The following is a 22,413-nucleotide window of genomic DNA, read 5'->3' as shown; positions in this document are numbered from 1 at the left end:
GGCGGGGGTCGACACATCATCGCCAGGACAGTCTCGCGACGTCAGTGACATTCAGGGTCAGACCCCCACCGCACCAGACCTGTCCAGTATCAACCGGACCACTTCATACTCACAGTGACATTCGGCCCGGCAGCACCGCTCCGGCGCCGGTCTGCAGACCGCAGCCCCAGCGGTCCGGCCGGGGCGAGCGGGACGTCGCCGGGCAGGCGTACGGCGTTGCGTTCGGTGGCGATCGCGAAGGACGCGAACGACGACTGGCCGAACCAGTTCCCGTGCAGGGGAACGCCCGCCGCGTCGCGCAGGGTGGTCGAGCCGTCGGCGCGACGGCCGCCGTAGTTGAGCGGGGCGAAGCGGGTGCAGTAGGCCGGGCGGCCGCGCGCGCAGTTGCGGCACGTGCGGCACGAGTCGAATCCGAGCACCACCCGGTCGCCGACGGCGAGATCGGTGACGTCGGGGCCGATCTCGACGACGGTGCCCGCACCCTCGTGCCCGAGGACGGCCGGCAGCGGGATCGGGACCCCGCCGGCGGCGGTGAGATCGGTGTGGCAGATGCCGACGCCACCGATCCGGACGAGGACCTCGTCGGGTCGCAGCGGCGGCAATTCGATCGGCTCCGCCCGCGGCGTCGTCCCGTAGTCGCGCAGCACCGCCGCGGTGGCCGCGTGCGTCACGCGCCGGCCTTCTGCGGGGTGCTGTTGCCGAGGAGGGTGACCAGCATCAGTTGCTGCACCCGGCCCTCGTTGGACGGGGTGGGTTCGAAGTGCATCAGCCGGCCTATGTCGAGCACGAGGTTCAGAGCGGCATGGACCAGGAATCGGCACTCGACCGCGGACAGGTCCGGCCGTACATCGGCGAGCAGACGGGCCCATTCCTCGACGTTGAGCCGCTGGATGTTGCGCAGGTCGGTGCGGTGCGCGGCGGGCAGGCTGCCGATCTCCGTGAAGTACACCGACATCAGCTCGCTCTGGGCGAAGGACAACCGGACGTACACGTCGGTGAGGGCGCGCAGCGCCTCGGCCGGAGACGTGGAGCCGGCCAGCGCGGTGTTCACAGCGACGGAGAGCCGGTCCGCGGCCCGGTGGAAGGCCGCGGCGAGCAGGTCCGACTTGCTCGCGAAGTGCCGGTAGACCCCGGAGGCGTTGATGCCGGCCGCGGCGCCGATCTCCTCGATGCTCACGTCGTGGTACCCGCGGGCGTGGAACAGCAGGATCGCCTCGTGCAGCAGCACCTCTCGCTTGTTGGCGACGGCGAGGCCGGGGGTCCGGACGGCCGCGGTGCGCGACGGCTCGGCCGCCTCGAGCCGGACCGCGGCGACCGACCGGCACGCGTCCAGCAGCAACCGTTCGATCCGGCGGTTGGACAACGGCGCCCGATGGGCGGTGATGCTGCCGACGACGCTGAGCATGGCGGCGCTGATCAACACGTTGTCCGGCTCCGGCACGTCCGGGCGCAGTGCGGCCAGGGCGGCGCCGATGCGGCGGTTCACGCCCCAGATCACGCTGCGGACCTCGCTCCGGTCCTCGGCCGTCAGGTAGCGGTTCTCCCACCGGTAGAGCCCGGCGGTGCGGCGGCACTCGACGGTGGTGCGGATCGCGGCGAGCAGCAGCCGGTCGAGCCGCTCGGCGGGATCCGCCACCGCGTCCTCGTCCGCCTCGGCGACGGCCGTGCCGAGTGTCGTGCCCAGGCTCAGCGCGGCGTCCCGGAACAGCGCGTACTTGTTGGGGAAGTGCCGATAGAGGGCGGGGCCGGAAATGCCGACCGCGGCGGCGATCTCGTCGATCCCGACGCCGTGGTAGCCCCGTTCGCTGAACGCTTCCGCGGCCACCGCAGCGATCTGTGCCTTGCGGTTCTTCGGCCGCCGTCGCGGAGCCGGTGCCGCCTCGGTCGACGTGCGGGCGGTCGACCGTGTCCGCGTCGCCCGCGAACCGGTCCGGGTCTGCTCCGCCACCGTACCTCCATCCATGCCGGGCGTGATCCCGGAAGCCTATCGCAAACGTTAGTGTCCAGCACCATATCCGCGCGGACGAATTCGGTCGGGACCCTCCGCGGAAAAGCCTGCGGAGAGCCCTTGACAAACAAGACCGCACACCGCGAAAGTTAACGAGAATTCTTGATGTCATCGCGGTACCCGGCGTTGCGCCGGGAAGTGTCCGTCCCCTGCGCGTCGCGGCGCCGGTCCAGGATCCGAGGAGGTCCAGTGAGAACCCGATTCACCGAGGCATTCGGGGTCGAGCACCCCATCGTCCAGGGCGGGATGATGTGGGTCGGTCGCGCCGAGCTCGTTGCCGCCGTGGCCGAATCCGGCGCCCTGGGATTCCTGACCGCGCTCACCCAGCCGACGCCCGAGGATCTCGTGAAGGAGATCGCCCGGACCCGCGAGCTCACCGACAAGCCCTTCGGCGTCAACCTGACGATCCTGCCGTCGATCACCCCGCCGCCGTACGCCGAGTACCGGCAGGCCATCATCGAGTCGGGCATCAAGATCGTCGAGACGGCCGGCTCCAACCCGGTCGACCACCTGCCCCACCTGAAGGACGCCGGCATCAAGGTTGTCCACAAGTGCACGAGCGTGCGGCACGCGCTCAAGGCGGAACGGGTCGGCGTCGACGCCGTCAGCATCGACGGGTTCGAGTGCGCCGGTCATCCCGGCGAGGACGACGTGCCCGGCCTCGTCCTGATCCCCGCGGCGACCCGGCAACTGCGGATCCCGGTGATCGCCTCGGGCGGCATCGCCGACGCGCGCGGTCTCGTCGCCGCGCTCGCCCTGGGGGCGGACGGGGTCAACATGGGGACCCGGTTCATGTGCACCGTCGAGTCGCCCGTCGCACACGCGGTCAAGGAACAGATCGTCGCCAACACCGAACGCGACACGCGGCTCATCTTCCGCACCCTGCGCAACACCGCCCGCGTGGCGGCGAACTCGATCAGCGCGGAGGTCGTCGAGATCGAATCCCGCGGAGCCGAATTCGGCGACGTCGCGCACCTCGTCGCCGGCGCGCGTGGCCGGAAGGTGTTCGAGGACGGCGACCTCGAGGCGGGCATCTGGACGGCGGGGCAGAGCCAGGGCCTGATCGACGACATCCCGACCGTGGCCGAACTCGTCGACCGCATGGTGACCGAGGCGGAGTCGATCATCGAAGACCGGCTCCGCGGATTCGTAGGACAGGGGGTCCGGGCATGAGTACGCCGACCGTCGCGGGGCTGCGGTCGGAATTCGCCGACGGCATCCTGCGCCTGACCATCGACCGGCCGAAGCGGATGAACGCCGTGGACCTGCCGACCATGCGGGCGCTCGGCGCCGCGCTGGACGAGGCCGGCGCCGATCCCCGGGTTCGCACCGTCGTCCTCACCGGTGAGGGGACCGCGTTCTGCACCGGAGCCGATATCGCTGCGGCGGCGACGAACCCGGCCGATCCGTCCGAGGTCATGGATGCGGCGAACGCGGTGATCCGATCCATCGTGACGGTTCCGGTGCCGGTGATCGCCGCCGTCAACGGCCCGGCCGCGGGGGTGGGTGTGTCGATGGCTGTCGCGGCGGACCTCACCTACGCCACGGAGAGCGCCTACTTTCTGCTGTCGTTCGTGAACATGGGGCTGATGCCCGACGGTGGCGCGAGCCTGCTCGTTCCTGCCGCGGTCGGACGTGCGCGGGCCGCGGAGATGGCGTTGCTCGGCGATCGGGTCTCGGCCGCGGACGCCGACCGGTTCGGCCTCGTCGCGCGCACTCTGCCCGATGCGGAGTTCGCCGCGCACGTCGAGGCCGTGGCGGCCCGGGCGGCGAACAGGCCGCGGCGCGCCTTCGCGCTGACCAAGCGGGCCCTCGCCGCCGCGACGCTCGGCCGGCTCGACGACGCGCTGGCGCGGGAGAAGAGCGGCCAGACGGAACTGCTCGCCTCGGCGGACTTCGCCGAGGCGGCCATGGCCATGCTCGAGAAGCGCCCGCCGCGATTCTCCTGACGACACCTCGTACACTTCCCGGCCGGGGTACCCCGCCCGGTCGATGAACGGGTCTGCGCCGATTATCTCTGTTATGTGGTTGGGCAGCAGTGATATTCGATGTCATCGATCGGTCCGTGATGCATGTGCGCGTCCCGCGTCGACCGGCCGATTTGCATGAGAATTTCCATTAACAAAATGCTGGCCGAATGCGGCCGATGCCTGTAATGTGCCTCACATCGAGAACCGGGATCGCGTCCCGTCGGCACCCCCCCGTCATGTCCCGAGAGGAACCCTCATGGTCACCGTGTCCGCCCTCGCCGAGACCCGGCGCCTGCGCCGCAACAACTGGAACAACCACGTCGCGCGGCACGCCCGGATGATCCCGCACCGCACTGCGCTGCGGTTCCAGGGCCGGTCGATCACGTGGGCGGAGTTGCACGAGCGGGTCGAGCGGCTCGCCGACGCCCTCGCGCGGCGCGGCGTCGGCTTCGGCGACCGGGTCGTCGTCCTCATGCTGAATCGTCCCGAGTATCTCGAGACCGTGCTCGCCGCCACCGCCCTCGGCGCGATCGCTGTCCCGGTCAACTTCCGCCTCACCGCACCCGAGGTGGCATTCCTGCTGCGGGACAGCGGATCCAAGGCGATCGTCGTGGAAGCGCCGCTCGCTCCGCTGGCCGTCGCGGCCCGTGCGGAGAGCGAAGGGCTGGAACTGTCCGTCACCGTCGGCGGCATCCCCGAGGGCGAGGGCCTCGCCTACGAGGATCTGATCGCCGAGGCCGGCGACCCCCACCCGCCCGTCGACGTGCCGGACGACACGCCGGCCCTGATCATGTACACCTCCGGCACCACGGGTCGGCCCAAGGGTGCGGTGCTCTCCCACAGCAACATGTCCGCGCAGGCGCTCACGTGCATCCGCGCGTTCCACCTGTTCGACGAGTCCGGCGTCGGGTTCTGCGCCTCCCCGATGTTCCACATCGCCGCGCTCGGCGCGATGGCGCCCAATCTGATGCTGGGCGTCACCACCGTGATCCATCCGGTCGGGGCGTTCGACCCGAACGAGCTGCTCGACGTCCTCGAGGCCGAACAGGTCACCAACCTGTTCCTCGTGCCGGTGCAATGGCAGGCGGTGTGCGCCGCACAGCAGGCGAATCCGCGGAAGCTGGCCCTGAGCAACATCTCCTGGGGCGCGGCGCCGTCGTCCGACACGATCCTGCGCGCCATGGCCGAGACGTTCCCCGACGCGTCGAACGTCGCGGTGTTCGGCCAGACCGAGATGTCGCCCATCACCTGCGTGCTGGACGGCGGGGACGCGCTGCGCAAGCTCGGTTCCGTCGGCCGCGTCATCCCGACGATCCAGGCGCGAGTCGTCGACGACGAGATGAACGACGTGGCGCCCGGTCAGGTCGGCGAGATCGTCTACCGCGGGCCCACCATGATGAGCGAGTACTGGAACAACCCGGCTGCGACGGCGGATGCGTTCCACGGCGGCTGGTTCCACTCCGGCGACCTCGTGCGCGTCGACGAGGAGGGATTCGTCTACGTCGTCGACCGCAAGAAGGACATGATCATCTCCGGTGGCGAGAACATCTACTGCGCCGAGGTCGAGAACGTGCTGTTCTCGCATCCGAAGATCCTCGAGGCAGCGGTGATCGGGCGTCCGGACGCAAAGTGGGGCGAGGTGCCGGTCGCGGTGATCGCGTTGCGGCCCGGCCACGACGATCTCACGCTCGACGAGTTGCAGCCGTTCTTCGACGCGCGGCTCGCGCGCTACAAGCATCCGAAGGAGGTCGTGATCGTCGAGGCCCTGCCGCGCAACGCCAGCGGCAAGGTCGTCAAGCACCAGCTGCGCGGCGGCCTGTCGGCGGTCGTGCAGGGCTGAACGCCAGAGGGGCCGAAAAGGTTCCATCGGGGGACGGGGGACGCCGCGATGACGCGTACGGGGGTGTGGGAGTGACGTTCGAGCTGCCCAAGGCGAGGGGGCCGGTGCACGACCTGGCGATCCAGGTGGGTGCGCTGGTGGGGTTCTCGGTGGAGACCCTCGCCACGACCGTGCGCGTCGTCGTCGGCCGTCGCCTCTCGCTCCGCGAGACGATCACGCAGTCGCTGTTCATCGCCAAGGTGTGCAGCGGCCCGGCGCTGCTGCTGATGCTGCCCGTCGGGGTGCTCATCGCGGTCTCCGTCGGATCCCTGGCGGGCCGGCTCGGAGCCGGCGCGTACTCCGGCGCGATCGTCGCCTTCGTCGTGGTCGGCCAGGCCGCCGCACTCGTGTGCGCCCTCATGCTGGCCGGCGTGGGCGGCTCCGCGATCTGCGCCGACCTCGGCGCACGCACCATCCGCGAGGAGATCGAGGCGATGGAGGTGATGGGGCTGAACGTCATCGAGCGCCTCGTCGTGCCGCGGCTGCTCGCCGCGGTCCTGGTGTCGGTGATGCTCTGCGCGCTCGTCACGCTCGTAGGAGTGGGCGCCTGCTATCTGTACGAGATCTATCTCAACGATGCCTCCGGCGGCGGATTCCTCCGCACCCTGGGCGAATACGGCCGGTTGTCGGATTTCGCGACGGCGATGGTCAAGTCGGCGTTCTTCGGGATCACCTCCGCCCTGATCGCCGCGTTCAAGGGCCTGCACGCCAAGGGCGGGCCCAGCGGCGTGGCCGACGCCGTCAACGAGGCGGTCGTGCTGGCGTTCGTCATGGTATTCGTCGTCAACACCGTTCTGTCCCAGATGTACACCGTGATGGTGCCGGCCGTGGGGACGTACTGATGCTCTCCCGTTCGGCGATGACGCAGGCCCGGGCCGTCCATCGGTCGCTGACCGGGGTCGTCGACGCGTTCGCGACGGTGGGCCGGCACGTGGTGTTCGCGGTCGAGGCGATCGCCGGTGTCCCCACGGCGCTGCGCCGCTACTTCAAGCACGTGATGTACCACGTGGGGGAGGTCAGCTTCGGCTACGCCTCCCTGCTCGCCGGGGGCGGCACCATCGGCATCGTGTTCGCGATGTCCGCCGTCGCCGCGATGATGGTCGGAGTCGAAACCCAGCGGGGTCTCGAACTGATCGGGATGACCTCGCTGTCGGGCATGCTCTCCGCTCTGGCCAACACCCGCGAACTGGCGCCGGTGGTCGCGTCCATCGCCCTGGCCGCGAAGGTGGGTACCGGCTTCACCGCGCAGCTCGGCGCCATGCGGATCTCCGACGAGATCGACGCCCTCGACGCCATGGCCGTGAAGTCGGTGCCCTTCCTGGCCAGCACCCGGCTCATCGCCACGGCCGTGTGCGTGGTCCCGATCTACATGGTGGGCCTGCTGTCCGCGTTCATCGCGACGCGCCTCGTGGTCGTCACCTTCCAGGGCAACTCGGCCGGCACCTACGACTACTACTTCCACCTCGCGCTCTCCCCGGCCGACCTGTGGTACTCGCTGGCCAAGGCCGTCGTGTTCGCGGTGATCGTGGGCATCGTGCACTGCTCGTACGGCTACCACGCCACGGGCGGTCCGGAGGGTGTCGGCCGGGCGGCCGGGCGTGCACTGCGCACCAGCATCCTGGCCATCGGCATCACCGACGTGGTCCTGACGTTCGCGTTGTGGGGTCTCGTGCCCACCGTGCCGGGGGTGGGGCTGGCGTGAAGACCCAACGCGACCGGACGACTCCGTCCGGCACGAGCATCCCGTCGATCGGCCGGACGCGGTCCGCGGCGCCCCGCCGCAGCCGCCGGCTCGGTCTGCGCACCGGCACCCTGGCCGTCGTCGGCGTGCTCGCCGTCGCGGTGCTCACCGTCACCGGCGGACTGCTCGTCGTCTCCGGATCCGGTGGGCTGTCGAGGGATCCGGTGATCACCGCCGTGGTCCCGGCCGGTGCCGGGGTGATCTTCGGTGCCGCGGGCGTGCAGTACCAGGGCGTGCACGTCGGCCGGCTCGCCCACCTGGACGCGGGCATCACCGGCTCGCGGATCACGATGCAACTCGACCAGGACGCGATCCGCAACATCCCGGCAGCAGTGCGGGTGCGGATCGTGCCGCGCACCCTGTTCGGTGACGTCTTCCTCGAACTGGTGCCGCCCGACGACCCCGCCGCCGGGCCGCGCCTGCGCGACGGTGCGCAGGTCACCGCGGACACCTCGGCCGAGGCCGTGCAGCTGGCCGGCCTCTACTACACCACCACGGAGCTGCTGCAGGAATTGCGCCCGGACCGGCTCGCGGTCGCGCTCGACGCGATGAGCCAGGCGCTCGCCGGCCGCGGCGAGACCCTCGGCCGGACCCTCGACCGCACCGCCGCGCTCACGGAGCAGCTCGGTCCCCGGATCGACGCAGGCCTGGCGGCGTCGCCGCAGCTGGCGGCGGTGACCGAGGCCATGGCCGCAGCGACGGACGACATGATCGGCACGATGCAGAACGCGGCCGCGCTCTCCGAGGTCGTTCTCGAGCGCCGGGACGGCATCGCGAGGCTGCTGCGCGGCGGCGCCGGCCTGGCCGCCGAGGGTTCCGCGCTGATGTCGGAGAACACCGACCGGATCATCTCGGTCGTCCGCAACGGCAGCCCGGTGCTCGGTACGTTCGCCGCGGACACCACCGGCCTCGACGACACCCTGCGCTACCTCACCACCTTCGGAGACGCCGGCGCGCGGGTCTTCGCCACCGGCAGGTTCAACATCACCGCGGTCGTGGACTTCTCCGATCCGATGCCGTACACCGCGGCGGACTGCCCGCGTTATCCCGGGCTGGACGGCGCGAACTGCGGGGACCCGGTCCTCTCGGCCGCCACCGAGCGCGACACCCTCGGCTACCTGGAGCAGATCGCGGGCGGTGTGGATCCGTCCGACCCGAAGGCGAGGGCGGTGGACCCGTCCACCGCGGCGTCGGTTCTGCTGGCACCTCTGGTCCGCGGCACGGAGGTGGCGGTCTCGTGAACACGCTGCTCGGGCCGGCGCTGCGCCTCGCGGCGTTCTGCACGGTGGGGGTCCTCGCCGCGGTCGTCGTCGGCAACACCCTCGACAGGACCGTCACCGGCCCCACCCGCGACTACGCCGCCGAGTTCACCGACGTCGAGGGACTGAGCCCCGGCAGCGACGTCACTCTCGCCGGCGTGCGCGTCGGGCGCGTCTCGGACGTGACGTTCGCGCCCCGCGACAACGGGACCTCGCGGGCCGTGGTGGATTTCGAGATCGACTCGGAATTCGAACTCACCACCGACGTCACCGCCGACATCAACTACGGCGACATGATCGGCGTCCGGTACGTCGCGCTGACACTGCCGGACCGCAGCACCGGCACGGTACTGCCGCAGGGCGCGACGATCCCGATCGAGCAGACCTCACCTGCCCTGGACCTCACCGCGCTCGTCAACGGCTTCGAGCCGCTGTTCGAGTCGATCGATCCGGGGCAGATCAACTCGCTCGCCACCTCGGTGATCGAGGCGTTCCAGGGGCAGGGCGGCACCCTCGACTCCCTGCTGCTGCACATCGCCGCGGTCAGCAGCGACATCGCCGACCACGAGCAGGTATTCGACAGTCTCGTCGGTAATCTCGAGACGCTGGTCGCCGTGGCCGACCGGCGCAGCGAGGACATCAGGCGGTTGCTCTCCGGGTTGGCCGTCGTCGGTGACGCGCTCGCCGGGGACGGTGAGCAACTCGCCACGCTCGTCGACCGTGGCAGCACCGCGGTGCGTTCGACCGCGGTGCTCATGGCCGGCGCGATGGCGCCCCTCGACCGGACCGTCACCGATCTGCGGGTGATGACCGACGCCTGGATCCCGCAGACGGAGAACTTCGAGCAGGCGGTGCGCCGGCTCCCGGAACTGGCCGACAGTCTCAACCGCGTCAGCGACTACGGCGGCTGGCTGAACCTCTACATGTGCAACTTCACCATCAAGGCAGGCGATTTCGAAACCAACATCTTCGGTTCGACGTACTCGGAGGTGTGCCGATGAGGCGCGCGCAGCACATTCGCGGCGCGCTGCGGGCCGTGTTCGCCGGCCGCCGCGGCCGCGCCGGCAACCCGCTCGTCGTCGGAGCCGTGGGCATCGTCCTCGTTGCCCTGGTGATGACCGTCGCCCTGGCCGCACCCCGGGCCACGTACCTGCTCCGGACGAACGGCTACACCGCGGAATTCGCCAACGCGGCCGGTCTGCAACCCAACGATCCGGTGTATGTGGCGGGTGTGCCCGCCGGACGGGTGGAGAGCCTCGAGCTCGCGGCGGACCGGGTGATCGTGACGTTCCGGGTCGACCGCGGCCAGCCGCTCGGCGACCGGACGACCGCCGAGGTGCGGCTCAGGACCATCCTCGGGAAGATCTACCTGGCGGTGACGCCCGCCGGTGCCGGAGAACTGCCCCACGGGCGTATTCCCCTGGCGCGAACCTCCGTTCCGTACAGCCTCGACGACCTCGCGTCCGAGGCGCAGCACGTGGCCCGGGAACTCGACGTGCCCACCCTCGAGGCGATGATGCACACCCTGGCCGACACGGTGCCGTCCGACCCGGGACGGATCGCCGAAGCGCTCGCCGGAGCCACCGCCGCGGCGGAGATGCTGTCCCGCAACGATTCCCGCATTCATTCCCTGCTGCAGGCGTCGAAGTCGCTCACGTCGATCGTGGCGGGCCAGAGCCGGGACGTCGAGCTGCTCGTGCACAACGCCACGACCGTGGTGTCGATCCTCGAAGCCCGTAAGGAATCCCTCGTGCAACTCGTCGAGGATCTGCGGCTGCTCACCGAGCACGCCGCGACGTTCCTGACCGACAACTCCGGCGAAATGGACGCTTTGCTGGGGAACATGCGGTCGGTGACCGACACGCTGAACCGCAACGCCGAGCAGATCGACGTGCTGATGACCCGGCTTCCGCCGGCCCTGCGCGCCGCGGCCGACGCCTCGGGCAACGGCAACTGGGTCGACGTCCACGCCCCGGCCGGCCCGATCCCGGACAACCTGCTGTGCGCCCTCGGAGTGATGGAGGGTTGCCGGTGACCACCGTCGGAACCACGCGGAAGACCCGGCTGCGCGGCATCGGGATCGTCGTCGTTGCGGCGCTGTGTGCCGCCGCTGCCTGGTACGTGTTCGTCGGGACCGACCGCACCCGCACCGTGACCGCCGAGTTCGCTTCCGTCGGAGGCATCTACCCGGGAAGCAAGGTCGCGGTGCTCGGACTGCCCGTCGGCACCGTCGAAGCCGTGGAACCGGCCGGAACGGTGGTCGAGGTGACGATGCGGATCCCCGACGACATCACGCTGCCGGCCGACGTGTCGGCGTTCGTGATGAACCCGTCGATCATCAGCGACCGGTTCGTGGAACTGAGCCCGGTGTACACCACCGGCCCGCGGTTCGAGGGCGACGATGTCATTCCGCCCGAACGCAGTCACGCGCCGATCAACTGGGACGAACTGCTCGAGAGCGTCGACACGATCGCCGCGGCGCTGGGACCGGAATCCGGGTCGCTCGGATCCACCCTCGACCTCGCCGCCGGCGCCACCGCAGGTCTCGGGCCGGAGATCAACCGGGCGTTTCGCGCGCTCGGGTCGGCCGGCTCGGTGCTCGGTGCCCGGTCCGAGGACATCGGTGTCCTCGTCGACGACCTCGGCGTCGCGGTCGCCGCCGTCGACGCCCGGCAGGGCTCCCTGTCCGAGCTCGCCGCGGGGCTGTCCGAACTCGGCACCGAGATGCAACGACAGAACCTCGACGTCGCCGGGCCGATCGGTCAGCTGACGACCATCCTCGATCGGCTCGATGTCCTGCTCGGCTCCCGCGGCGAGGACATCGCCGCCGTCGTCTCGAACGCCCAGGTCCTCACCGGGCAGTTCGCGCAGCACGAGGTCGACTTCGCCGAGTTCATGGACGTGCTGCCGCTGGCGATGCAGAACATCGACAACACGATCGGCGCCGACACCACCGCCCGTATCCGACTGAACATCTCCACCCAGCTCGGCCAGTTTCCCCGCGCGAAAGAACTCTGCGAGCGCGAGCGCCTCCCCCTGTGCACGGGCGCCGGCTTCACCAACCCGATCACCGTTCCCTTCGACCTGTCCGATCCGTTCCAGGACCTCGTGCCGGAGTCGCTCGACCGGGCGCTGAACGAGGGAGGTGTCCGGTGAGCCGCTGGGGAAGAACCGGATTTGTCGCGGCACTGACCGCGGTGGCCGTCTCGGTGACCGGCTGCGGACTGGGTCTGCATCAGTTGCCGACGGGACGCAGTGGCGCCGGCGAGACCTACCGCGTGATCGCCGTGTTCGACGGAGCCGATCGGATCGATCCCGGCACCGAGGTGCGGGCGGGGCAGGCTGTGGTCGGCCGGGTGCACGGGATCTCGACGGACGGGCGCCGGGCCTTCCTCGAGCTGAGCATGAGCGAATGGGCCGCGCTTCCGTCGAATGTCGGTGCTTCCCTGCGCCTCCCGTCCGCGCTGGGCAACCCGTTCGTCCAGATCGATCTGCCGGAGCAACCGTCGCCGGAGTTGCTCGCCGACGGCGACGTCGTCGACCGGACGGAGATGGGGCCGGAACTCGAGGCCACGTTCGCGATGCTCGGACAGGTGATCAACGGCAGCGGTCTGGATCAGCTCCGCACGATCACCACCGAACTGAACGCCGCCTTCGGCGGCCGGGGACAGACCGTTCGGGAACTGCTCGAGCGGACGGACCGGACGATGGCGCTGGCCGCCGAGAACGGCGACGACATCTCGCGCGCGCTGCGGGCCACCGACGCGGTGACCGCGCGGTTGGCGCAGCAGCAACAGCTGATCGACGACGGACTGGCGAGCAGCGCGGAGGTCGTGGACCTGCTCGCCGCTCAGGAGCAGGACCTCCGGTCGCTGGTCTCGAGCACCTCGTCCGTCCTCACCTCGCTGGACACGGTGCTGGCGGACTCGGGCCGGATCGGCGGAGCGGTCGACGACCTGGACGAAATACTGTCCGGGATAAAGGACTTCAACAGCACCGTGGGGTCGGCGCTGACCAACATGAACGCCTTCATGGACGGCTTCGCCCGGTCCGTGCACGGCGACTACCTGTTGTTCGACGGGGCTCTGGACGTGCCGGGAGCGATCGACATGCTGCTCACCGGCGGCGTTCCGATGCTCGGCGAGTCGCCGCCGGTCACCGTCCCCTCGGGGCTGCGGGACCTGCTTCGGGGAGGTGCGCGATGAAACGTCCGGTGCTGGTGCAGGTTTCGCTGTTCGTTGTGGTAGGCCTGCTGGCCACCGCCTTCGGTGTCCGTTACGTCCTGGGCCCGCAGAGCTTCGGTGGCGGCATCGAGGTGCGAGCGCACCTGGTCGACGCACGCGGTATCGGCCCCGGAACGACGGTGACCTACCGCGGGGTCGCGGTAGGGGAGATCGAATCGGTGACGATCGACGACGGCGGTCGCGGCTCGACGGCGGTGCTCGTGCTGGATCCGGACACCCGCATCCCGGTGGGCAGCACCGGACGGATCGCCACCGCGACCGCGATCGGGATCCTCACCCTCGACATCGAACCGCAGACCGCCGACGGCCCCTACCTGACGGACGGCGACACCGTCGAGGTCCCGGCGGACGAGCAGGGACTGCGCCTGGATCAGATGCTCGTCCGGATGAGCGCACTGGTCGAGAGCATCGATCCGCAGTCCGTCGCCACGCTCGGCGAGACGTGGGGCACCGCCCTCGCCGGGACCGGCGCGGACCTGCAGTCGATGATCGAGAACGCCGACGCCCTCTCCACGATGGCATCCGAACGGGCGCCGACCCTGGCGGCGCTCCTCGACCAGGGTGTCGATCTGGTGAGCACCCTCGCCGAGGACGCCGGCACCTTCCCGGGCGCGATGCGCGCCGTCCGGGACGTCTCCGACCAGCTCGTGGGCAGCCGGGACGCGCTCGTGTACCTGCTGGACCGGTCGCCGGACGCGCTGGCGAAGACGGAAGAGCTGTTCGCCCAGACCCGCGACGACTACGGGCTGCTGCTGACGAACCTGGTGACCGTGGGCGACGTGCTCGCCCCGCGGACCCCGGCGCTGGCGGCCGGCCTCGACTCCATCCCTGCGGCGCTCGGCGATCTGACCTCGGTGGTCAAGGGCGACCGGGGCGACTTCTCGCTCGTCGCCACGCAGGGTCCGGTCTGCTACTACGGCACACAGCGCCGCATGGTCGGCGACGAAAGCCCCCGCACGCCGAACCTGTCGCTCTACTGTCCACCGGGCGAAGACCTCGCCCAGCGCGGCGCCCGCGTCGCGCCACGGCCCGACGACCTCGGGCTGCAACACCAGACCACCCCGGGAAAGGTGGCCGGGCCGGACATGGCGCAGGACCCGCTGCTCGTCCCGACCGGAGTCGAGGTGCTGCAGTACTGGCAGAAGCTGTTGGAAGGACTGGGAAACTGATGCCGACCACGGACCACACCGTCGACCACGCCTCCGCGACCGTGCCGTCGGATCCGCCGGCCCCGCGCTCCCGGGTGCGGCGATGGCTGACGCCTGCACTGATCGTGCTGCTCACCGCGGCCGCCGGCTTCTGCGGATTCCGGTGGTGGCAGGCCGAGCAGGTCGAGGGCCTGCGCGCCGACGCGCAGGACCGGGCGCGGGAGTACGCGATCGCCCTCGGCACCTACGATTACCAGCATTTCGACGATGCGCTCGCCGCGGTCACCGACGTCTCCACGGGAGAGTTCGCCGAGAAGTACCGCTCGGTGGCGGGAGACCTGCGCGGGCTCGTCGAGAACGGGCAGGGCGTGTCCGTTGCGTCCGTGTCGCACGCCGCGGTCGAGACACTCGACCCGGGTCGCGCGACGGTGCTCGTGTTCCTCGACCAGGACGTGAAGAACGTCGCGGTGCCGGACGGACGGGTCGACGCGACACGGTTCCTGATCACCCTCGATCGGGTGGACGACCGGTGGCTGCTGCAGGGAGCGGACGCGAAATGACGATCCGCGAGGCGGTGACACGGCGCGGGGCGGTGACACGGCGCGAGGCGGTGACACGGCGCGGGGCGGTGACATGGCGGACCTGACCGGACCCGGCGACGGTACGTCGGGACGGATCAGGAGGCTGACACAGGCCGCGCTCAACGCGGACGTGACGATCGCCCGGGTCGAGCGCGTGGCCGACGGGATCGGCGTCTCGCTCGCGAACTTCGACCGGGTGCTGGGGCGGTTCGACGAGCAGCTCGGGGACTTCGCTGTGGCGGTGGACCGGCTCGGCGCGTCGATCGACCGGGTGGACCTCACTCTCCGGAAGGTCGAGCGGATCGTGGACACCGCCGATTGGCTGCTCACCCCGGTGACGGCGACCCGCCGGCAGCTGACCCGGTTGCCGGCGGAGATACTGCCGGTCCTGCACGGACCGTGGCGCGACGTGTCGGGACTGGCCCGCACGGTGCTCCGAGGGCTGGGACGTCCGGGTCAGGGCTGAGAAGACCCGCCCGGGAGAGGAGTCTCCCGGGCGGGTGCTGTCTCGTCAGTACCGGGGCCCCGGGCCCAGGTCGTCGGACAGGTGCGGATGCTCGGAATCCGATCGCACCAGGTAGGCCTTGAAGGCCGCGGTGCCGCCCAGTGCGGCACCGAGCAGTAGCAGTAGCTGGACCACGTTCGCGTTCATTTCGGTTCTCCTCTCGACGGGTGGCCCGAGTTGCCGAGCGTCAGTCGGCCGTCGGGTGCTCCTGCTGGTCGTGTTCCGCGAACATGGCCTCGATGCGGGCCTTGATCTCCTCGGTGCTCATGGAGCGACGGGGCGCGGCGACAGCGGAGGTGTGCATCTGTGGTGTTGTTCCTGTCTGTGGTGTCGGAAGGGACGGGGCTCGGGCGACCGGGACGATCAGTTCGTCCGGAGGAAGGACACGAGACCCGTGACGGTGGTGGTGGCGCCGATCGCCGTCAGGCCGGTGACCATGAGGGCCGCGGCGCTGACGGAGACGGCGGTGCCGAGTGCGTGCTCGAGAGCGGAGCGCCACCCCGACGTCGATGCGCCGGTGGTGGACGTGAGCACCAGCGGGGTGCTCCGGGCGTCCTCGTCGTGTGCGGTGTGGCGGCGCGTTGCCGTGCCTGTCATATTCGGTTTATCCCCCTGCAAACAATTCGTGACTTGGTTCACAAAACCAATGCCGATGTGTTGTACCGCATCACAGCGCGCGGCGCTACTCGAACGGATGTCCAACTCGCGCCGCCGGACCGCCGGAGCGTCCCGAATTCGCATGTAGGGTGCGAATTCGCTGTCCCGGCGGCTCGGAGGGCGTTCCGGCGTGTCTGGTTGAATGGCGATCCGAGGCCCCGCACTGAGGGCGCGGCGAAGAGGTCGAGGAGCACTCATGCAGAACGGACAAGCCGCGGCTGATCCGGCGACGGTGTTCGCCGCACTCGCCGAGATCGTCTATCACGGCGCCGACCCCTCGGAGGCGTACGCGGCGATCTGTGTGGGCGCCACGATGCTGGTTCCCGGCTGCGATCATGCGAGCCTCATGCTGCGAGACGGCCGGGCATATGTCACCGTCGGCGCCTCCGACGCCGTCGCGCGGCACGTCGACGACCTCGAGCGCGCAACCGGCGAGGGGCCGTGCGTGGACGCGATCGAGGAAGAGGCCGCCCAGATCGAGCCGGATCTGAGTGTCTCCGAGCAGTGGCCGCACCTGGCTCCCGGGGTCGTGAGACAGACGCCCGTGCGGGGGGCGATGGGATTCCGGTTGCGGGTCGACGACCGCAAGGTCGGGTCGCTGAACCTGTTCTCCGACACGCCGGGGGCCTTCGACCTCGCGGCCGCCGCGGCCGGCAGCGTCCTGGCTGCCTTCGCGGCCGTCTCCGTCGCCGCCGTCTCCCGCGGCGAGGACGTCGCGTCGCTCCGCAACGGCATCGAGAGCAATCGGGAGATCGGCAAGGCGATCGGTCTCCTGATGGCGCTGAACAAGATCTCCGACGACGAGGCGTTCGAGCTCCTCCGCCGGACGTCGCAGCAGGTCAACGTCAAGGTCGCGGAGCTGGCCCGCACCGTCGTCGACCAGCATCGCCGCGCGACGAAGGGGAGCAGCTGAACCCTGGACCTCGCCTCTTGCCTTCGGAGTGTGATGCAGGTAACATCAATAGTGCGAATCGAGCAGACGTCCGAGGACGACAGAGGCTCGTGAAGCAGAGATCCGGCCCGGAGGTTGCGAAAGCGATTCCCGGGCCGAACCCCTGTCCGGGGGCGGTTTCGTTCGAGTGGTGGATCAGGCGAGACGCTCGCGGCGCAGCTGCTCGACCTCCGGCAGGTCCAGCGGCGGCAGCGAGTCCATGCCGAGCGCGCGGGTCAGCAGCAGATCCGCCAGCTCGGGATTGCGGGCCAGGACCGGTCCGTGCATGTACGTGCCGAACACCGAGCCCTGGACGACCCCTTCGACGCCATCACCCACGCCGTTGCCGACGCCTCGGGTGACCCGGCCCAGCGCACGGGCGGCGGGGCCGAGAGTCGTTCCGCCGCGGTGATTCTCGAATCCGGTCAGCGGCAGGCGCAGGCCCTCGACGAGAGGAGCGGTGACCACCTCGCCGATGGCCCGGGTCTGTTGCGGAGCGGTGGTCACGTCGAGCAGGCCGACGCCGTCGACGCGCTCGCCCGCCGACGTCTGGTACCAGTTGCCGAGCACCTGGATCGCCGCGCAGATCGCCAGGACCGGCGCCCCGCGTTCGACCGCCCGTTGCAGGCCCGGATGGCGCTGCAGGTGCCGGGTGGCGAGGCGTTGCGCCGAGTCCTCGGCCCCGCCGAGGGTGTACAGGTCCAGGGACTCGGGCACGGGATCCGTCAGGTTGATCGACACGACCTCGGCGTCCTGCCCGCGCATCCGCAGGCGCTGCCGCAGGACCAGCGCGTTGCCGCCGTCACCGTAGGTGCCCATCACGTCGGGCAGCACGAGCCCGATCCGCACGGTGGACTCAGACATGCGCGGCTCCCTTCGCCAGGGCGGTGTTCAGATCCCGGAACGCGGTGTAGTTGGCCAGGACCTCGACCCGTCCCGGCGGGCACGACGCGACGGCCCGGATCGGATCCGCCACCAACGTGTGCTCGACCCCGGCATAGGTCAGCCGCACGGCCAGGTCGGTGCCGCGCTCGCCGGACGCCACCACGTGCACGCCCTCGAAGTGCTCGAACCGCACGTCCCACAGCCACGACAGGTCCTCCCCGTCGGGCACCTGCCCGTTGACTGCGATGACGAGACCGTCGACCGTCGGGTCGATCATCGACAGGGCCTCCTGCCACCCGGCCGGGTTCTTCGCCAGCAGCATGTGCACCGAATGCGGACCCACCTGCACGGTCTTGTACCGGCCGGCGACCTCCTCGACGACACCCGCGGCGGCGACGGCCGCGGCCGGATCGGCACCGAGGGCGACCGCCGCAGCCACCGCCTGAGCGGCGTTACCGCGGTTGGCGCGCCCGGGCAGGGTCAGCGTCATCGGCAGCACCAGACCGTCCGGCCCATAGAGATTCTCGTCGTCGACCCACCAATCCGGTTCGGGCCGTGCGAAATCCGATCCCGTACTGTGCCAGCGCCCGTCCTCCCAGAGGATCGGCTCACCGGTGCGGGGGCAGCTGACCGAGTCACCCGACCAGCCGGCACCGGCCGCCACCCACACCACGTTCGGGTGGTCGTAGGCGACGGAGGTGACGAGCACGTCGTCGCAGTTGGCGACGACCACCGCGTCCGGGTGGCGTTCGAGGCCCGCACGCAGCTTGCGTTCGATCATGTTGATCTCGCCCACGCGGTCGAGCTGATCGCGGCTGAGGTTGAGCAGCACGATCGCTTCGGGGGCGAGTGCGTCCGCGACGTGCGGGGTGTGCAGCTCGTCGACCTCGATCGCGGCGAGCGGCGCCCCCTGGTGGGCAACCAGCGCGGCGACGATGCCGGCGTCCATGTTCGCCCCGTCGGCCTGCGTGGCGACGGAGTCCATCGTCTCCAGGGCCGCCGCCGTCATCCGGGTGGTGGTGGACTTGCCGTTGGTGCCGGTGACCAGGACGGTGCGACGGCCGCGGCCGAGCTGCTCCATCAGGCGCGGATCGATCTTCAGCGCGACGAGGCCGCCGATCATCGACCCCTTGCCGCGCCCCGCCTTCTGCGACGCCCACGAGGCGGCCTTCGCCGCGCGCAGCGCCAGCCGCCCGCGCCCGGTGATTCGAGTGCTTGTACCCACGTCGCGAGTTTTCCACAGCGGCGCCGGTGTCGCCGCAGCGCGGCCGTGTCCGCACGGTCACACGCCGCTACGCTGCGGGAATCGCTCACAGCGACCGCGCCGCCGGATGCGCCGCCGCAGGTTGCGTGGTCCCCTGAGGCGGGGAGGTGGTCGCCGTGGCGGATGCGGACACAACCAGCGGGAACACCGGAACGTACGTCGTCGTGGGCGACACCACCGTCGCGCGCCGGGTCTGCGCCTCGCTCGTCGACCTCGGGTGCGCGGTGCGGCACGCCCCCCGGCCCGACGACGAGGAGCTGCGGGCCCTCCTGGACCGGCCGCCGGTCGCCGGGATCGCGGTGCTCCTGCAGGACGACGTGGTCGCGCTGCGGTATGCGCTCGCCGCGGCGCACCTGCAGCCGGACGCACCGATGGTCGCGACGATCTTCGACCGCACGATCGGCGATCAGCTCGCACGGTTCCTGCCGCAGTGTGACGTGACGTCGCCGGCGGATCTCGCCGCGGCCTCCCTGGCCGGGCCGTGCGTGGCACCCGACCTGCTGGCCGTGACCTCCACCCGCGAACCGCGCGGCATCCGCGTGGCCGGCGACGTGCTCGACGAGGTGCCCGTCGCGGTGCCGCGCCGGATGGTGTGGCAGCGGTGGGCCGGGCAACTCACCGCGGTGCTGCGCACCCACGAGACCGGCACCCGCATCCTGCTCGCCGGGCTGCTCGGGCTGGCGGCGGTGCTGTTCGGTGACTGGGCCTGGCTGACCTTCGGGGAGGGCAAGGGGGCGATCGACGCGTTCCACGAGGCGGTCCGCGTGGTCACGACGGTGGGCCCGGCGGCCGATCCGCACGGCAACGAGGCGTACGCCGCGATCGCGTCGACCGCGATGCTGGCGACGATCGTGTTCACCGCGATGTTCACCGCCGGGGTGGTGGACCGGCTGCTGGGCCCCCGCCTGACCGCGCTGCTCGGCCCCCGGTCGCTGCCCCGCTCCGGGCACGTGATCGTGGTGGGCCTCGGGCAGGTGGGCCTGCGGCTGTGCCGGGAGCTGCGGGACCTCGGCATTCCGGTGGTGGGCGTCGAGCGGGACACCAATGCCCGCAACCTGCGGCTCGTGCGCGACCTGAACATCCCCGCCGTGGTCGGCGACGGCGGCGACCGGCGGCTGCTCGAGCGCGTCGGGGTGCATCGCGCGGCGGCGCTCGCCGCGGTCGGCTCCGACGACCGGGACAACGTCGCGGTCTCGCTCGCCGTCCAGGGCATCGCGCCGGGCCTGCGGCTGGTGTTGCGCGCCGGGGAGCGCGAGGTGCTCGCCGAGACGGGCTCGCTGCTGCCGCTGGGCGTGATCCGCGACGTGACCAGCCTGAGCGCGACGTACGTGCTCGCGCGCCTGCTGGGGCGCGAGCCGCTGGGGGTGGTCGCCGGTGCGGTGCATGTGCACCTGCGCTTCCCGGACGGCCGGTTCGAGGAGCTGCCGATCGCGTCGCCGGGTGGATGCCGGCACACGTCGGCTGCGGGCGTGGGTACGAGCCTGCGATAGCCGTCGGTGGTATGCCGGAGAGCACCGTCCCGACGTCAGCGACCGCCGAAGGCCTCGCCAACAGCGAAGGCGACGACGAGTAGAAGCGTGAGGGAGGCGATCACGACAAGGAGAATCGACCGCTCCCCCTTCCGGAAGATGGCCAGGCCTGCCGTGACCAGCGAGACGCCAGCGAGCCCGATGATGGCAATGCCTGCCGCAATGCTGAGAGCCCGCCACGAGTCGGGGATCAGGCGCAGTACGGACCAGTACAGGGGGTAGAGCAGCACGGGTAGCAACAGCCACAACGCGCGCTTCCCCAGCTGGGTGCGCGGTAGGACGTACATCTGCGATTCCCCCTGCCTATACGGTCCTCTCGGTCCGGGAACCGGGACACAGAACGTCAACCGGCTGCGAACAGCCTGGAGTGCGCGAGGGGCGGTTTCAGCAAGTCCCCCGGCTGCAGGTCAGCCTTCGTGTCATGGAAGAGGGGGCCGACGTCCTTGGCCTCGGACGGCATCGGTTCGTTCTCTGCTCCGGATGCTTCGTTCACCCCGACATGTTCGCTGATGCCGCGGCGCGTGTGCCGTCGCCGCGGTCACGAGTTTCCTTACTGTGCGGGCCGACGGCCATGTGGTGTGGGACGGCTCCGGCTAGGTGCCGGATTCGTCGAAGCTGCCGTGCCGCCCGGCGCCGGCGGCGAACCGGGACGCGCCCTCGAGCGTGTCGTGCGCCAGGGAGACCGTGCCGTGCCGGAACTCGTTGAGCAACGCCTGGTCCTCGTCGAGACCGTGCTGCTCGAGCAGCGAGAGGCGGTCCCGGCGCAGGCAGGTTTGCGGGAAGGCGGCGATCTCGGCGGCGAGCGTGCGGGCCGCGGCGAGCGCCTGCCCGGCGGGAACGAGCCGGTTGACCAGCCCGATGCGCAGCGCCTCGTCGGCTTCGACGGGACGGCCGGTGAGGACGAGATCCATCGCGCGGCTCTCGCCGATGAGCCGCGGCAACCGCACCGTGCCGCCGTCGATCAGCGGCACGCCCCAGCGGCGGCAGAACACGCCCAGCACCGCCCCCTCCTCGGCGACGCGCAGATCGGCCCACAGCGCCAGCTCGAGCCCGCCCGCCACGGCGTGGCCCGAGATCGCGGCGACGACGGGCTTGGACAGCCGCATCCGCGACACGCCCATCGGCCCGTCACCGTCCGGGGCGACCCGGTTCGCGCGCCCCTCGCTGATCGCCTTCAGGTCGGCGCCGGAGCAGAACGTGCCGCCCTCGCCGTGCAGGACGGCGACCGCAGCCTCGTCGTCGGAATCGAAGGCGCGGAAGGCGTCGGCGAGCGCCTCGGCCGTCGCCCGGTCGACGGCGTTGCGGACCCCCGGACGGTTGATCCCGATCGTCGTGACCGGGCCGTCGCGGTTGATCAGAACCGGATCCGACGTCATCGTCGTGGTTCTTCCGGTCGGGACGCCGTCAGGCCAGCGCCTTGGCCTTGAGCGCCTGGTACTCGGCCTCGGTGATGGTGCCCGCGTCCAGCAGGGCCTTGGCGTCGGCGATGTGCTCTGCGGGCGACTTGCCGGCGACCTCGCGGATGTAACTGTCCTGAGCCTGCTTGACCTGGGCGTACTCCCGCGCGGAGCGCTCGGCCATGCCCTTGCCGTTGACGATCAGGTAGACCAGGGCGGTCAGGAACGGCAGGAAGATCAGGAAGACGATCCAGATCGCCTTGATCCAGCCGGACTGCTGGTGGTTGCGGAACAGGTCCCCGATGATCGAGAAGAGCACCATCAGGTACGCGATGAACGCGAAGCTGACGATGATGAACCAGATGATGTCCCAGAAATCCATGTGACGCTCCCTTTCGTGGGGCACGTGCGGAGA

General features: G+C 70.5%; 23 protein-coding genes and 1 pseudogene. 15 read left to right on the top strand and 9 right to left on the bottom strand.

What is annotated here, in order from left to right:
* Window positions 1-130 precede the first annotated feature (130 nt).
* Both G6038_RS14440 and G6038_RS14435 read right to left on the bottom strand, forming a co-directional pair.
* A pseudogene (locus G6038_RS14440) lies at window positions 131-647 on the bottom strand (alcohol dehydrogenase catalytic domain-containing protein); the annotation flags it as partial.
* Between the two features lie 20 nt (window positions 648-667).
* On the bottom strand, window positions 668-1,948 hold the full coding sequence (locus tag G6038_RS14435) for a TetR/AcrR family transcriptional regulator (protein WP_165038541.1): 1,281 nt from the start codon (window positions 1,946-1,948) through the stop codon (window positions 668-670).
* Between the two features lie 249 nt (window positions 1,949-2,197).
* Here G6038_RS14435 and G6038_RS14430 point away from each other — a divergent pair, with 249 nt between their 5' ends.
* The 13 genes from G6038_RS14430 to G6038_RS14370 all read left to right on the top strand — a co-directional run bounded on the left by G6038_RS14430 (window position 2,198) and on the right by G6038_RS14370 (window position 15,296).
* Window positions 2,198-3,181, top strand: coding sequence for a nitronate monooxygenase family protein (locus tag G6038_RS14430; protein WP_165038540.1), 984 nt, complete (start codon window positions 2,198-2,200; stop codon window positions 3,179-3,181).
* Entirely contained in the window at window positions 3,178-3,957 is a 780-nt protein-coding gene (locus G6038_RS14425; protein ID WP_165038539.1) for an enoyl-CoA hydratase, read from the top strand. The genes G6038_RS14430 and G6038_RS14425 overlap by 4 nt, the downstream gene beginning before the upstream one ends.
* A 277-nt stretch (window positions 3,958-4,234) precedes the next feature.
* Window positions 4,235-5,818: a fatty-acid--CoA ligase FadD5 gene (fadD5, locus tag G6038_RS14420; protein WP_165038538.1), complete on the top strand. Its 1,584-nt coding sequence runs from the start codon at window positions 4,235-4,237 to the stop codon at window positions 5,816-5,818.
* 71 nt (window positions 5,819-5,889) lie between these two features.
* Entirely contained in the window at window positions 5,890-6,699 is an 810-nt protein-coding gene (locus G6038_RS14415; protein WP_165038537.1) for an ABC transporter permease, read from the top strand.
* A gap of 17 nt (window positions 6,700-6,716) precedes the next feature.
* On the top strand, window positions 6,717-7,559 hold the full coding sequence (locus G6038_RS14410; RefSeq protein WP_240918489.1) for an ABC transporter permease: 843 nt from the start codon (window positions 6,717-6,719) through the stop codon (window positions 7,557-7,559).
* The gene (locus tag G6038_RS14405) at window positions 7,556-8,839 is read left to right on the top strand and encodes an MCE family protein (protein WP_346772819.1); all 1,284 of its coding nucleotides are present in this window, start codon (window positions 7,556-7,558) and stop codon (window positions 8,837-8,839) included. The genes G6038_RS14410 and G6038_RS14405 overlap by 4 nt, the downstream gene beginning before the upstream one ends.
* Window positions 8,836-9,858, top strand: a complete 1,023-nt coding sequence (locus G6038_RS14400; protein WP_165038535.1) for an MlaD family protein — start codon at window positions 8,836-8,838, stop codon at window positions 9,856-9,858. Before G6038_RS14405 ends, G6038_RS14400 begins: the two co-directional genes overlap by 4 nt.
* Window positions 9,855-10,892 carry an MCE family protein gene (locus tag G6038_RS14395; RefSeq protein WP_165038534.1) on the top strand — a complete coding sequence of 346 codons (1,038 nt, stop codon included), beginning with the start codon at window positions 9,855-9,857 and terminating at the stop codon, window positions 10,890-10,892. The genes G6038_RS14400 and G6038_RS14395 overlap by 4 nt, the downstream gene beginning before the upstream one ends.
* A complete protein-coding gene (locus G6038_RS14390) occupies window positions 10,889-12,013 on the top strand; it encodes an MCE family protein (RefSeq protein ID WP_165038533.1) in 1,125 nt (374 codons plus the stop codon). The genes G6038_RS14395 and G6038_RS14390 overlap by 4 nt, the downstream gene beginning before the upstream one ends.
* On the top strand, window positions 12,010-13,062 hold the full coding sequence (locus G6038_RS14385) for an MCE family protein (protein WP_165038532.1): 1,053 nt from the start codon (window positions 12,010-12,012) through the stop codon (window positions 13,060-13,062). Before G6038_RS14390 ends, G6038_RS14385 begins: the two co-directional genes overlap by 4 nt.
* Window positions 13,059-14,270, top strand: a complete 1,212-nt coding sequence (locus G6038_RS14380; protein WP_165038531.1) for an MlaD family protein — start codon at window positions 13,059-13,061, stop codon at window positions 14,268-14,270. Before G6038_RS14385 ends, G6038_RS14380 begins: the two co-directional genes overlap by 4 nt.
* The gene (locus G6038_RS14375; protein ID WP_165038530.1) at window positions 14,270-14,809 is read left to right on the top strand and encodes a hypothetical protein; all 540 of its coding nucleotides are present in this window, start codon (window positions 14,270-14,272) and stop codon (window positions 14,807-14,809) included. The genes G6038_RS14380 and G6038_RS14375 overlap by 1 nt, the downstream gene beginning before the upstream one ends.
* A gap of 73 nt (window positions 14,810-14,882) precedes the next feature.
* Entirely contained in the window at window positions 14,883-15,296 is a 414-nt protein-coding gene (locus G6038_RS14370) for a hypothetical protein (RefSeq protein WP_240918488.1), read from the top strand.
* 45 nt (window positions 15,297-15,341) lie between these two features.
* Here the strand turns inward: G6038_RS14370 and G6038_RS14365 are convergent, their stop codons facing one another.
* Window positions 15,342-15,482, bottom strand: a complete 141-nt coding sequence (locus G6038_RS14365) for a hypothetical protein (protein WP_165038529.1) — start codon at window positions 15,480-15,482, stop codon at window positions 15,342-15,344.
* A gap of 216 nt (window positions 15,483-15,698) precedes the next feature.
* Entirely contained in the window at window positions 15,699-15,932 is a 234-nt protein-coding gene (locus G6038_RS14360; protein WP_165038488.1) for a hypothetical protein, read from the bottom strand.
* 256 nt (window positions 15,933-16,188) lie between these two features.
* Between G6038_RS14360 and G6038_RS14355 the strand changes: the two genes are divergently transcribed.
* Window positions 16,189-16,905, top strand: coding sequence for a GAF and ANTAR domain-containing protein (locus G6038_RS14355; protein WP_165038528.1), 717 nt, complete (start codon window positions 16,189-16,191; stop codon window positions 16,903-16,905).
* A gap of 174 nt (window positions 16,906-17,079) precedes the next feature.
* Here G6038_RS14355 and G6038_RS14350 read toward each other — a convergent pair whose 3' ends face one another.
* Window positions 17,080-17,787, bottom strand: a complete 708-nt coding sequence (locus G6038_RS14350; protein WP_165038527.1) for a glutamine amidotransferase — start codon at window positions 17,785-17,787, stop codon at window positions 17,080-17,082.
* Window positions 17,780-19,033 carry a MurT ligase domain-containing protein gene (locus G6038_RS14345; RefSeq protein WP_165038526.1) on the bottom strand — a complete coding sequence of 418 codons (1,254 nt, stop codon included), beginning with the start codon at window positions 19,031-19,033 and terminating at the stop codon, window positions 17,780-17,782. The genes G6038_RS14350 and G6038_RS14345 overlap by 8 nt, the downstream gene beginning before the upstream one ends.
* A gap of 155 nt (window positions 19,034-19,188) precedes the next feature.
* Here G6038_RS14345 and G6038_RS32095 point away from each other — a divergent pair, with 155 nt between their 5' ends.
* Window positions 19,189-20,562 carry an NAD(P)-binding protein gene (locus G6038_RS32095; protein WP_165038525.1) on the top strand — a complete coding sequence of 458 codons (1,374 nt, stop codon included), beginning with the start codon at window positions 19,189-19,191 and terminating at the stop codon, window positions 20,560-20,562.
* 35 nt (window positions 20,563-20,597) lie between these two features.
* On the opposite strand, the gene G6038_RS14335 is transcribed toward G6038_RS32095, so the two are convergent.
* The 3 genes from G6038_RS14335 to G6038_RS14325 all read right to left on the bottom strand — a co-directional run bounded on the left by G6038_RS14335 (window position 20,598) and on the right by G6038_RS14325 (window position 22,380).
* Window positions 20,598-20,888: a hypothetical protein gene (locus tag G6038_RS14335; RefSeq protein WP_029547150.1), complete on the bottom strand. Its 291-nt coding sequence runs from the start codon at window positions 20,886-20,888 to the stop codon at window positions 20,598-20,600.
* 306 nt (window positions 20,889-21,194) lie between these two features.
* Window positions 21,195-21,977: a crotonase/enoyl-CoA hydratase family protein gene (locus G6038_RS14330; protein WP_165038524.1), complete on the bottom strand. Its 783-nt coding sequence runs from the start codon at window positions 21,975-21,977 to the stop codon at window positions 21,195-21,197.
* 28 nt (window positions 21,978-22,005) lie between these two features.
* Window positions 22,006-22,380 (bottom strand): SHOCT domain-containing protein, encoded by a 375-nt coding sequence (locus tag G6038_RS14325; protein ID WP_165038523.1) that lies wholly within the window; start codon window positions 22,378-22,380, stop codon window positions 22,006-22,008.
* Window positions 22,381-22,413: the final 33 nt, after the last annotated feature.

Source organism: Rhodococcus sp. 14C212, from assembly GCF_011058195.1.
In the GTDB taxonomy this organism is placed as follows: Bacteria; Actinomycetota; Actinomycetes; order Mycobacteriales; family Mycobacteriaceae; genus Rhodococcus; species Rhodococcus aetherivorans.
Note: the sequence above shows the minus strand (reverse complement) of the source record. Positions and strands in the feature narration are given on the sequence as shown.